The 12186-nt window shown below is 59.7% G+C and carries 8 protein-coding genes and 2 tRNA genes; 6 read left to right on the plus strand and 4 right to left on the minus strand.

What is annotated here, in order from left to right:
* Positions 1-40 precede the first annotated feature (40 nt).
* On the minus strand, positions 41-2545 hold the full coding sequence (locus tag G5195_RS00630) for a putative bifunctional diguanylate cyclase/phosphodiesterase (RefSeq protein WP_421235720.1): 2505 nt from the start codon (positions 2543-2545) through the stop codon (positions 41-43).
* Positions 2546-2913: 368 nt separating this feature from the next.
* Here G5195_RS00630 and hpf point away from each other — a divergent pair, with 368 nt between their 5' ends.
* On the plus strand, positions 2914-3252 hold the full coding sequence (gene hpf, locus G5195_RS00635) for a ribosome hibernation-promoting factor, HPF/YfiA family (protein WP_005334257.1): 339 nt from the start codon (positions 2914-2916) through the stop codon (positions 3250-3252).
* A 110-nt stretch (positions 3253-3362) separates the two neighbouring features.
* Here the strand turns inward: hpf and G5195_RS00640 are convergent, their stop codons facing one another.
* Positions 3363-3872: a VC2046/SO_2500 family protein gene (locus G5195_RS00640; protein WP_265061165.1), complete on the minus strand. Its 510-nt coding sequence runs from the start codon at positions 3870-3872 to the stop codon at positions 3363-3365.
* Between the two features lie 124 nt (positions 3873-3996).
* On the opposite strand from G5195_RS00640, the gene G5195_RS00645 reads away from it, so the two are divergent.
* Positions 3997-4081 (plus strand) — tRNA-Tyr (locus tag G5195_RS00645).
* A gap of 34 nt (positions 4082-4115) precedes the next feature.
* A tRNA-Tyr gene (locus tag G5195_RS00650) sits at positions 4116-4200 on the plus strand.
* Between the two features lie 176 nt (positions 4201-4376).
* Here G5195_RS00650 and G5195_RS00655 read toward each other — a convergent pair.
* Positions 4377-8177: a translocation/assembly module TamB domain-containing protein gene (locus tag G5195_RS00655; RefSeq protein WP_421235721.1), complete on the minus strand. Its 3801-nt coding sequence runs from the start codon at positions 8175-8177 to the stop codon at positions 4377-4379.
* A 61-nt stretch (positions 8178-8238) separates the two neighbouring features.
* Positions 8239-10014 carry an autotransporter assembly complex protein TamA gene (locus G5195_RS00660; RefSeq protein ID WP_421235722.1) on the minus strand — a complete coding sequence of 592 codons (1776 nt, stop codon included), beginning with the start codon at positions 10012-10014 and terminating at the stop codon, positions 8239-8241.
* Between the two features lie 514 nt (positions 10015-10528).
* On the opposite strand from G5195_RS00660, the gene G5195_RS00665 reads away from it, so the two are divergent.
* From G5195_RS00665 to G5195_RS00675, 3 genes are all read left to right on the plus strand, one after another.
* Positions 10529-10903 (plus strand): hypothetical protein, encoded by a 375-nt coding sequence (locus G5195_RS00665; RefSeq protein WP_245131465.1) that lies wholly within the window; start codon positions 10529-10531, stop codon positions 10901-10903.
* A gap of 133 nt (positions 10904-11036) precedes the next feature.
* The gene (locus tag G5195_RS00670) at positions 11037-11315 is read left to right on the plus strand and encodes a peptidylprolyl isomerase (RefSeq protein ID WP_040066119.1); all 279 of its coding nucleotides are present in this window, start codon (positions 11037-11039) and stop codon (positions 11313-11315) included.
* 179 nt (positions 11316-11494) lie between these two features.
* On the plus strand, positions 11495-12169 hold the full coding sequence (locus G5195_RS00675) for a DUF1499 domain-containing protein (protein WP_139406362.1): 675 nt from the start codon (positions 11495-11497) through the stop codon (positions 12167-12169).
* Positions 12170-12186 lie beyond the last annotated feature (17 nt).

Below are 12186 nucleotides of genomic sequence, written 5' to 3' on the forward strand. Positions count from 1 at the left end.
TCTACCCGTTGCCGGGCAGCGCTACAGCGGGGAGCAAGGACTATTTTTCTGCCTCGCTCAGCTGCATTTCACGCAGTTGCTCCGGTCTGGTCAGCCGCTGTACATATTTCTCCAGATAGGGCACCGGCAGCGGCTTGGAGGCGAGATAGCCCTGATAGAAACTGCACCCCTGCGCCTTGAGAAACTCCAGTTGCTGGCGGGATTCCACCCCTTCCGCCGTGACGTTGAACCCCATATGGCGCGCCATGGCGATCACCGCCTCGACGATGGCCATGTTGTCGCCATCTTTCGGGATGTCCTGAATGAAGGAGCGGTCGATCTTGAGCTCATCGGCAGGCAGCCGCTTGAGGTAGCTCAGGGAGGAGTAACCGGCGCCAAAATCGTCGATGGCAAAGCTGATGCCGAGCTCCTTGAGCTCGGTCATCTTGCTGATGGTGTCCTCGGCATGACCCAGCACCACGGACTCGGTGATCTCCAGATTGAGGCAGGCCGGATCCATGCCGGTTTGCGCCAACACATCGTGGATCCGCTCGACAAAATCGGTGGCATGGAACTGCTTGGCACTAACGTTGACCGAGATCTGCGGAATGTGGATGCCGTTTTCCTCCCACAGCACATACTGGGCGCACGCCTCGTGCAGCACCCAGTTGCCGATATCGACAATCAGGTCCGTCTCCTCGGCGATGGGGATAAATTCGGCCGGCGAGACCAGCGAGCGACCGGCTGGCTGCCAGCGGATCAGCGCCTCGACACCAATGATATCGCCGCCATCGACCATATGCTGGGGCTGATAGTAGAGGGTCAGCTCTTGCTGGCTGAGGGCGTTGCGCAATTCGTTGTGAATGAGCAAACGGCGATCCGCCTGCTGCTGCATCGAGGCATCGAAGAAGCGACGGGTCTTGCGGCCAGCGGACTTGGCCTGATACATGGCGGTATCCGCCTGCTTGAGCAGGTCATCGACCCCCTGCTCCCGATCCGGAAACAGGGTAATGCCGACGCTGGCGCCGATGTGCAGCACTTGCCCCACATAGGTATAAGGAGCGGCAATCTCGGTGATGAGCCGCTCGGCAATGATATCGGCCTGCATCTCCGCCTGGGGCGGGCTGGCCGAGAGCGATGGCAGCAGCAGTACAAACTCGTCACCACCGAGGCGGGCCAGACAATCCCCCTGTCTCACCAACCGTTTGAGACGGGCGGCGACCTCTTTGAGCAACCAGTCACCGGTGGCGTGGCCGAGGGAGTCGTTAATGGTCTTGAAGTGATCGAGATCGATAAAGAGCAGCGCGCCAATCAAGCCATCGCGGGTCGCCTCGTTGAAGGTCTGCACCAGGGTCTCATGCAACTGACGGCGATTGGGCAATCCGGTCAGCTCGTCGTAATAGGCGAGATCCTGAATGCGCCGCTCGGCCGCCTTGCGCTCGGAAATATCTTCAAAACAGATGACAAAGTGGCTGATCACCCCCTTCTCGTCCTGCACCGGCGTCACTATCTCCCACTGGGGATAGGTGTGACCATCGACATGGCGACGCTGGGTCTCCCCCTGCCAGCGGCTGAGGGTATTGAGCTCGTAGCCGAGCCCCCCCAGATTTGGCCAGAGATCCTCTTCCAGATGCAGGCCCAGCACCGACTGGCTGTCAAAGCCGGTGATCTGACTGAAGGCGTTGTTGACCCGCAGGATCTTGAACCCCGGATCCGTGATGATGATCCCCTCATGGGTCTCGAATGCAACGGCAGAGAGGCGCATCTGGGCATCTGATTGCAATCGCTCCAGCTCGGCCACCATCCGTACCGAAAAGGTATTGAGCACCGAGGTGAGGTTGCTGGTATCTGCCGGGGCCGAATAGAGCAGCGCCAGATGGCCCAGAAGTTGGCCTCTGGCATCAAACAGCGGCTGACCATAATAAGTCTGCCCGGCCGCCAGCCAGGGTTGATACTCCTGCGACTCGTCGATCACCTCGAAACAGATGGCCCCTTGCTTGTAGAGCTCCTGACAGGGGGAACCCGCCAGCGGATAGTCCTTCAGCGCCAGCCCGTCGGCAGCCAGCACTTTGACCCGGTCTGCACCACACAACTCCCCCACCCAGACCGCATCCACCTTGAGGATATGAGCCAGCTGGCTGACCAGGGTATTGAAGAAATCGAGCCCGGTGCGGGCAGAGAGCGCCTGCGCCAACTGGGTGAGCAGGGTGGTTTGCAGCAACGGCAAAGAGAGGTTGAGAGAGGAGACCGCACTGTTGGCGGTATCAAGAGGGGCCAGCCAGCCACAGCAGATCTGCTGGGTAGGCACAAACTGGCCGCTCCAGAGCACATGGTTGAGCTGCCCATGATCATCTTTCAGATGACCGATAAACTGTTCAGGCAGATGTGATTCATGAAGCCGGACGAGAAAGTCGGCAAAGCCTGCCTCATCTTCCGGTAACAGGCGAGCGGCCCAGGGATGATTGCCCTCCCCTTGCCACTGCTGGTAGGCCCCCTGATCAGAGAGACTCCACTGATCATGTTGCCGATCGAAAAACCACATGACTTGCGTGGCCTGCTGCTTCATTTACCACTCCAACACAACAACCAACCACGTTTGATGTCCAATCAGGCATAGCAACGCCCCCTGCATCCGCTCATGAGATCAGAGGTTGCGAGGGAAGAGTACAAACATGCGATATCAAGCAGTGGAAACCGGACATGAGGTCGACACGAAGTGCTGCCAAGAAGGGACAGAAACGATCCTATTCCCGTCATACTGCCTGCCAGTTTCATGGAGCTCAAGCTGTTTTTGGCACGAAACCGGAAAAGATCACAATTTATAAGTTGCTGAATAGCCAAGGGAAGGTTATGTGACATAGATCACATTTCAATCTTTACCAATGAGTAATCTGAAGGTGAAGACACAAGCGAGACGACCCGAAGGGGGCCAATATGAAAATCGAAATTACCAGCAAAATCATCGACATCACCCCGGCTATCCGCGAGCGCATCGAATCCCGTTTTGAAAAGCTCGAACGTCTTCAGGTGCCTCTCATCACACCCCATGTGATTGTTTCCAAAGAGCGTCTGATGTTCACTGTCGAAGCCAGTGCTGGCATCCCCAACGGCAAACTGTTTGCCCAGGCAGAGCATGAGGATCTCTACGCCGCCATCAACGAACTGGGGCAAAAACTGGAGCGCCAACTCAACCGTCACACCGAAAAGCCGATTGCCCGTCGTGCCAACGCAGCGCTCAAAGAGCAGCCGCAACCGGATGAAGCTGACGCTTGATAGCATGCCGCAAGGCTAAAATTCTAAAGAGCATAAAGGCGGGGTCACCCGCCTTTTTGTTGCCTATGATTTGCCGACAAGCATCGCGTTACACCAGTGAACAGGCGCCATCAACTGAGCCAGTGCAACCGGGTATCCACCCCCTGTTGCAAACGGTCGAGGATCGGCAACAGTACCAGCGGATCCTCCTGGCGTGGCATATCGGCCAGCTTTCCTTGCAACCGCTCCCGCGCCAGCGGTGACAGGTTGTCGTAGACAGCCTCATCCAGCAGCGGTTGTTTGACCGCCAGCGGCGGTGTTTGCAGCGCCAGCCAGAGCCGCACATCCACCATGCTTCCCCCCTGCTGCAGCCGCTCATTGATGGCACTGCAGTCACTCCCCGCCCCTTCAGCCACCAGCACCTCTGCCGGTCTCAGCGCAAAGTGCAGACGCCAGTCACGGCTCTGGGGAGTGGCCACCGGTTTGGCATCAAACCAGGGCTGCTCCTCCACCGCGTCGGTCAGCAGGGCCAGATGCAACCGGAAATCCGCCCGATCCCCATGCTGCAGGTCACGGTTGAGGCGCTGCCCCAACTGGCCCTCATCAACGAGCAGGTGATTACGGATTGAACTGGGCAGCATGAGATAACTCTCGAAAATGGCGATTTCACTGGTTATCGGCCACAAATCCAATTCTTTTAATGGAAAAATCCTGCTTGGGGGTTCACAAAACCGGAAGATCTGTTAGTATGCGCCTCGCACTTGTGGAGGGGTTCCCGAGCGGCCAAAGGGATCAGACTGTAAATCTGACGGCTCTGCCTTCGAAGGTTCGAATCCTTCTCCCTCCACCATTTCAAGTGCGACAATTTGAAAGCAATACCCTGTGGAGGGGTTCCCGAGCGGCCAAAGGGATCAGACTGTAAATCTGACGGCTCTGCCTTCGAAGGTTCGAATCCTTCTCCCTCCACCATCATTCAGAAAACCCGGCCTAGTGCCGGGTTTTCGCATTTTTGGCCCATCGCAATTCATTCTCCCTCTGCACTGCCAACCTTTATCACGGCTTGCCCGCGGCCGATCGCGCAATACAAAACGGGAGGCCTGCGCCTCCCGTTTAGATTCATATCAGCCCTGTTACGGGATGAAGCGTTACAGAGTAAAGCGATAGAAGATATCGACCGCCTGAGCCACCCCGCTCATCGCCTGCAGATAGAGCCGTGGCAATACCTCGTAGCGCAGCTTGAACTCGGCGATGGGGCTGAAGACCCCGACCCCGTACTGGAACTGCAGGCCCGGCAGCAGATATGCAGACAGAGTCACCTGGGTGTTGTCACCACTGCCCGCCGTATCGAGGGAGACATCGCTCATCCCCAGCGACTCGCCGATGCTCGACACCACGCCGTTGGCCTGACTCACCGCGCCGGCTACCAGCAGGCCGTTGAAACCGCCATCCTCACCGCCGGTCTGCAACCCTTTGCCGCGCAGCAGATAGGAGAGCTGTTCCGACTGCGCCATCTGCGGTTCGGAGTAGACAGTGATCTCCGGCTTGCTGGCAGGGCCAGTCACCCGCACCCCGACCGTCACCTGACCCTCGATGGTATCGGGATCCCGGTTGGCCTCGATGTTGAGGAACGGCCGATCCAGCGGACCGGAGAAGAGGATCCGCCCCTCCTTGATGATGAGGTTCTGACCATAGGCCTTGAAGCGGCCGTTGGTCAGCACCAGCTGGCCGTTGCCTGCCAGCGGTTTCTCGGGATCCTGACGGATATTGAGGCCACCGGAGACATCGGTCTTCAACCCCATGGCATCGAGCTTCACATCGTTGCCAAGGCGGATCGCCACCTTCATCGCCAGCGGCAGGCTGGCCTGCTTGGGAGCCGGGGGCAGATCGTCATAGACCACGGTCACATCATCGGAGACCGCCACCGCCGAATCCGGCAAGCTCTTGACCAGAATGCGTGCCCAGGGAATATCCACCTGACCGGTAATCCGGGTCTCCTCCCCCAGCGACACCGCGATATCGGGCGAGACTCTGACCCGGCCCATGCCCGGATATTGCGCCTCCAGATCCTTACCCTGAATGGTGAGGCTGCCGCTGACCGGCATCTTGGCCCAGCTGAGCCAGCCGCCCAACGCCAGCGGCCCCTTGCCCACCAGCATGGAGCCATCGAGCTCGGCGCGATTTCCCTCGATCTTGAGGCGGGTCACCAGCTTGGTCAGGGTCACCATGTCGGAGTGGGTCTGCACTTCACCGTCACGCAGGTTGAGCTGGCCAAACAGCAGGGGCGCCGCCAGGGTGCCGTCGAAGCGGGCATCGGCGGAGATGATCCCTTGCAGGGAGCGCACCTCAGGGATGAGCGGCGCAAAGGTATTGAGCTTGAGATCGTCAAACTTGAGCTGACCGCCGAGCAGACCGCGACCGGCGGGCTCCCTGATCAGCAGATCGGTATCGATATTGCCGATCTGCTTGGAGGCAAAATCGAGGCGAATGGCCGCCTGCTGACGCTCGAAATCCAGGGCCAGTGCCAGCTGCTGATAGTCGGTCTTGAGACCATCTGCCACAAAAGTGCCCGGCGTGGTGCGCACCACAGCATGCAGGGTCGGCTGATTGCCACGCCAGCTGGCGCGGCCATCGGCCGAGAGCATCGCCTGCCAGCGGAAGTTGTCCGGCAACCAGGGGCGTAGCCGCTTGAGATCAAACTCGCTCAGGGCAAACTCCAGAGTGCCCTGCGCAGCGGAAACCTGACTCCCCTTGACGCAGAGGCTGGCCCCCTGGGAGCCGAGGCAGAGATCCCCCATCGCCAGCCGCTGACGCGGCAGATCGAGATCCAGCGCCCAGGGGGAGCTCAAGTCCCAACGGCGCAGCGGGGTTTTCAACCGCAACTCGGAGAGCGCCCCGCGCCAGTGATCCCCGCGCACGCCGCCACCCAGTTTGAGGTTGGCCGCAACAGGGTCACCCTTCATGGTCAGGGTCAACAAATGCTGACTGATATCGCCGCTGAGGTTCAGGGCCAGCTGGCTGAGCTTGGTTTCGCCCTGTTTCAGCTGCGCCACCAACAACGCGAGCTCACCGGCCGGTTTGGCGCCGATCACCGCATTGCCCTTGAGGCTAATACCCTTCAGGTCGGTGCCGGCATAGTAGAGCCGGTCGGAGGCCAGATCCGCATCGATTTTTGGCGTCTGCTGATTGCCACTGACCTTCACCTGCCCCTTGATATCCCCTTTCAGGCCGGGATAGATGCCCCCCAGCTGGGGAGCCTGCAGGTTGGCATCGAGCTTCCACTGGGCTCTGCTGATACTGCCCTTGGCCTGCAACTGGTTGGGGCCACTTTGCAACGAGATCGCCGGGATCTGCCACTCCATCTTGTCGTTGCCGCTGAGCTCCCCCTTGAGGGCCAGCGGGTACTGGTTGAGTTTGCCATCCACCTTGAGCTTGGGCAGTTTCAGCTCCCAGTGACCCGCCTCGTTCATCACGAAACGGCTCTCCAGCTCACCGGCCAGCGTCCCTTTCAGCTCGGGCAGCAGCTCGGCCGGATTGATCCCCTTGAACAGGGTGGTCCCCTGCCACTCGATCCCCTTGTTCCAGGCGAGCTTGCCATCAAGCTTCAGCTCACCCTTGAGGGCATTGAGCTGCAAGGCGATCTTGCTGAGCCGCTCCAGATCCCCCTTCCCGTCCAGCGCAAGCTTGAAGGGGGGGACATCGGTCCCCTTGCCGGAGGTATTGAGGGCAAACTGGTAGCCGGAGAGCTTGCCCTTGGCAGTCAGGCTCCCCTTGTCCAGCCGATAGCTCGGCTCATCTTTGGCAGGCTTATGAAATGGCCAGCCGAGGCTCTTCCAGTCGAGGGTCAAATCAAAAGGGAGATCCGGGTCGAGGGCTGCCAGCGAGCCCTTGAGATTGGCTGCAATCGGCCCCTTGGCCGACAACGCTAACCCCAGCTTGCCGACCGAACCGCTCAGCGCCAGCGTGGCCTGCTCACCCTGCAGCTCACCATCCAGCAGCCCCTTGCGGGCCTTGGCATCTAGCGTCACTGCCAGCGGGTAGTCGTCACTGAGCTGGATGTGTCCCTTGAGCGCCAGATCGGCCATGGCGTGGCGCAGCGAGAGCTCGCGCACCTCGATGCGATCATCAACGGCAGTGGCAGAGAGCAGCAGCTTGTCGAGCCCTTCGATCAGCTCGCCCTGTTTATATTGCACCAGGGTCGCACTGACCCCTTCCAGCTGGATGGGGAAAGGAAGGTGAATGGCGGGCAGGAGAATGGGGGCTGCCTTTGCCGTGTTCGCAGCAGGCGTCCCTTTACCCTGTTTGGCTGTCTCGGCGCTGGCCTTGTCGTTGCGCGCCACCGCAGTTCCGGCTTGCTTCTCGTTAGCGGCCGGCTGTTTGGCAGATTTGGCTGTGCTGGCGGGTGCCGCGTCATCCAGCGTCACCGTCAGGTTATCGAGCACCGGGCCGCGTACAATCAGCCCCTTGCGGTTGAGGGTGGCGCCGATATCGAGGGACCCCAGGGTCACAGCCACACCGGGAACCGCCAGATCGAGATCGGCCACCTTGAGGCTATCGACCTGGATCTTGAGTGGCAGCGGGCGCCAGACAAAGGGTTCGGAAGGCTCTTCCGGAGCAGGCTCGGAATCGGCTACCTTGACCACCGGATGGGTCACCGCCAGGGATTTTATCCAGAGCTTGCCCTGCAGCAACTTGCCGAGATCCCAGTCGAGCACGGCACGATCCACTGTGACATCCACCAACTCATCCTGCCAGCCCACCCCTTCCAGGGTCCAGCCATAGCCAAGCTGACCGGCCACCAGCTCCCCCTTGAGAGAGGGCAGCGCCGCCCTGGCCTGTTGCCACAACCACTTGTTGCCCTGATGGGTAAAGCCCAGCAGGCTGACGCCGATGAGCAGCAGGAACACCAGCCCCATCAGCCAGAGAAAAATGCGTTTTAGCCAGATCACAATGCAGACCCCCGCGCAAGATACAGCCGCAGCGGCCAAAGAAAAAAGCGTTTAGACAACATCATAATTCAGGCCCCAATGCGAAATGCAGCCGCAAGGGCTTGTCCTCCTCTGATACCCCGACCGCCAGATCCAGCCTGACCTGACCGATGGGGGTGACCCAGCGCACACCGACGCCGGTACCTATTTTCCAGGGCTCGCTGTAATCGGTGGTGGAGGTGCCGCCATCCACAAACATGGCCCCCAGCCACTTCTCGCTGAAGCGGTAGTTGTATTCCAGACTGGCCACGCTGGTGTAACGACCACCGGTCAGCTTGCCATCCGGCCCGGTGGGGGAGATGCTCTCGTAACCAAAGCCGCGCACCGTCTGATCGCCACCGGTAAAGAAGCGCAAAGACGGCGGCACCAACGAGAAGCTGTCACCTATGATGGCCCCCTGCTCGGCCCGCATCAGGAATCTGTGGTTATCGCCAAGAGTTCGCAGCCACTTGCTGCGCCCCCACACCCGCATAAAGCTGATGTCGGAGCCCCATCTGGGATCGGAGAACTCCAGCGTCAGCTGCTGGCGATCCCCCCAATCGGGCACCAGAGTGCCGCGCACCCGCAGCCGGGACCAGGAGACCCCGGGGATCAGCAGCAAGCTGTTCCCCTCGTCGGCACCCTGGGTATAGATCTCGTTCTCCAGCCGGATAAAGACGTCCCGATCCCAGCTCTCCGGCCGCCGCGTCCAGCGGTGCACACCGATAGTGGTGAGATCGGAGCGGGTATCGTTGTTGTCCTTGTACTGGTAGCCGGTCTGGATGGAGTAGTAGTCCCGCAGCGGGTTACCCACCGGGATCTGGTAGTCGAAGCTGAGCTCTGCCTCCGGCGCCGACACCTTGGCGGTGGCAAACAGGCGGTGGCCGTAGCGGTTGACCCAGGGCTTCTCCCAGGTAGCACTCATCCGCGGCCCTACGTCGGTGGCATAACCGATACCGGTCTCGATTTCGTGATCGACCCGGTTATCCAGCGTCACCGCGATGGGCACCCGATAGTTGCTCGCCTCGCTCAATACTGGCTTGATATCGACCTGACGGAACAGCTTGGTGGAGGAGACATCCTGTGACATCTCGGCCAGACGGATGGCAAGATAGGGATCGCCGCTCTTGATGTTGATAAGCGGGCGAATAAGGTGAAGCGCTTCGGGGGTGGCATCGTAGCGGATCTCGCCAAAACGGTAGCGATGGCCCGATTCGAACAGAATAAAGATCTCCGCCGTCCCCTTGTCCGGGAACACCTTGACCTGACTCTTGCTCAGCTTGGCATCAAAGTAACCGCGGGCCAGCCCGAGGCTGCCCAGATCGGCCTTGATGGATTCATATTTGGCGTGGTTGAGGGGCTCGCCCTCTTTGAGGGGCAACTTGTCCAGCAGGGCGCTGTAGAGCTCGTCGCTGCCCGCATCCCCCTCCAGCAGAATATCGAGGCGGGAGACGATGACCGGCTCCCCCTTGTCCACCTCAATCACCACTTTGGACGGGGTTTTCTTGTCGCGGCTCAGGGTGATTTTCGGCTGGTAGTAGCCATAAACCTGCAGCGCCTTTTGCACGCTCTCGGTGATTTTGGCTCGAGCCGGGCGGTATTGCCGCTCCTGATAGACTGGCAGGGCATTGAGATAGGCTTCAACGTTATCCTTGTTCTCCCCTTTCAACCCCTTGACCTGATAGGTGAGCTTGGCGGCAAACGCGGGCGAAGCCAGCAGCGACAGCAACAGGCCCCCCCCCAGTACCCGCAGGCCGCGGCGAAACGCAGAGCCAGACAGTGAACGCCCTGCCAGCAGGGATGAAATGCATCCTGTCAAAGGTCAATATTCCTGAATCTGTGGTGAAGGAAACCAGCGCCCTTTCGGGCCAACCCCGAATGCGGCGCAGCACGCCATGCAGTGCATGGCCGCGACACAAAAATGCGCGCCAGAAAAATGGCGAACCTTATCCTAACATAGGCATCCGCCAGCGACAGCGCGGCGCCATTGGCAAATTCGCCATATCTTTTAAGAGGTTGACCACAAATCACACATTTTGGTGACAATGACGCCGCCCGCTTTCCCGATGGAAGCGAATTGACCTGCCCTGAATAAGGCTCACCCCACCATCAGGCACCATTTGTCACCTCTCCTCCTCTCTTTGCAACCAGAAACCCACCACGACAGAGTTTGTCGGCATCGCCCCACCCTCACCGTTTAACAGGCCCGGCACACCCTAAAGCCCGCCGTAGCGGGTGATTAAGAATTGCTCGTTCAGCGCAATCGAATTATCCCGCTGCCTTTACAGACGTCCCTCCCTCACACTTGAACCATCAACTGAAGGAGACACATCATGCATGCACGTAGCGAACAGATGGCTGACTATATTGCCGATCGTCTCGAGTTCATCACCTTTCTCGCCTGTTGCAGTGCCTTGCTGGCCCTGCTGACCGGCATGAGTGGCCAGCAGGCGCTGGCCTTTACCGCCCTGAACCTGCCGTTTGGCCTCGGCATTCTGCTGGCGATGGCGATGCTGGCCCCCCTGCCCGTCCACTGGCGGCTGCCGGGCATCACCTTGCTGCTGGCAGGTTGCGCCCTGATGACCCTGCAACTGGGGGGTGAGTGGCTCAATCCGCTGGCCATCTGGAGCCTCTACGCCCTACTCGGGCTGGAGATCATCTGGCAATCGCGCCCCCGCGCCGTGCTGGCCACCCGCGCTCGCCAGTAACAGGGCTGACGAACGCCGTTAAATGGCGGGTTGTGATGGCTGACGCCGGTGGCAAATTGGGGTACTCTTGCGCCCCGATTTGCCACTACCCTTGGCGTTAACAACCTTCGCCATCACTCCCAGGAGCGCCCCGATGAAAAAAGCCTGTGCCCAGCACATTCTGGTCAAGACCGAAAAACAGTGTCTGGAGATCAAGGAGAAGATCGAGAAGGGAGCCGACTTCGGCCAGATGGCCAAGCGCTTCTCTACCTGTCCCTCAGGCAAGCGTTTTGGCGATTTGGGAGAATTTTCCAAGGGAGATATGGTGAAAGCATTTGACGATGCCGTCTTCAAGGGTGAACTGCTCAAGGTGCTGGGGCCGGTGCGCACCAAGTTCGGCTTCCATCTGATCAAAGTGCTCTATCGCAACTAAGTCATCGCAATTGACCATTTTCTCGGTGAAGCTCCCGTCAGGCGGGCTTCACCGACCTCTGCATCTCCCTCGCAAAACTGACCAAAACCACGCCAAACCATCATCAATTTACTAACGTTATCAGGCAATTAAGTTTATCCTTCTCGGCATTGTCCACATTCGACGATGGATCCCGTGCTATGCCCCGCTCTTGCTTGTGGCCCCTGCTGGCCTGGTTACTCCCGCTCGCTGGCGCCCTCGGCAGCCGCTTTCATCTCTGGCCCTGGTGGATCGGTTTTGCGATCTGTCTCATCGGAGCCCTTGTCTCCCTGATCTTGCTGGTACGCCTGCCCTGGAGCCGCAACCGCTATGCCAGCGGCCTTGGCGCCTTGCCACTGCTGCTACCGCTGACCTTTGTGCTGCAGGCGCTGCGCATGCCGCTGATCAACGATGTGAGCACAGATCCCTACAATCCCCCCCAGCTACGCTGGGCGGCAGAGCTGAGAACGGCGCAGGATCTGCCAATAAATAGCGCACCGCTGAAAGCAGTTGAGGCAAAACCCGGTCCTCTCTTTACCAGGGCCTCTCCTGCCGAAGTGCTGATTGAAGCCAACGAGCTGATGCAGGAGCTGGGCTGGCAGATACGACCCAGCCCGGATGGCCTGGATGCAGTGGTCACCACCGGCTGGTTCGGCTTTCAGGATGATGTGGCGCTGCGGGTCTTTGCCGGCCCCAAAGAGACCCGCATCGATATGCGATCAGCCTCCCGTCAGGGGCAAAGCGATCTGGGCACCAACCGTGCGCGGATCGAGGATTTCCTGACCCGCCTGAACGAGCGGTTGGGCCAAGCCTACAAACCCAATTTGAAACCGTAAGAGTGAAACAACAAGAA

It is taken from the genome of Aeromonas sp. 601039 (genome assembly GCF_049174415.1).
In the GTDB taxonomy this organism is placed as follows: Bacteria; Pseudomonadota; Gammaproteobacteria; order Enterobacterales; family Aeromonadaceae; genus Aeromonas; species Aeromonas veronii_A.

Bases quoted from the DNA above. Each gene is read 5' to 3' on its own strand.
- G5195_RS00630 (WP_421235720.1), bottom strand. From the start codon at position 2,545: ATGAAGCAGCAGGCCACGCAAGTCATGTGGTTTTTCGATCGGCAACAT.
- hpf (WP_005334257.1), top strand. From the start codon at position 2,914: ATGAAAATCGAAATTACCAGCAAAATCATCGACATCACCCCGGCTATC.
- G5195_RS00640 (WP_265061165.1), bottom strand. From the start codon at position 3,872: ATGCTGCCCAGTTCAATCCGTAATCACCTGCTCGTTGATGAGGGCCAG.
- G5195_RS00665 (WP_245131465.1), top strand. From the start codon at position 10,529: ATGCATGCACGTAGCGAACAGATGGCTGACTATATTGCCGATCGTCTC.
- G5195_RS00670 (WP_040066119.1), top strand. From the start codon at position 11,037: ATGAAAAAAGCCTGTGCCCAGCACATTCTGGTCAAGACCGAAAAACAG.
- G5195_RS00675 (WP_139406362.1), top strand. From the start codon at position 11,495: ATGCCCCGCTCTTGCTTGTGGCCCCTGCTGGCCTGGTTACTCCCGCTC.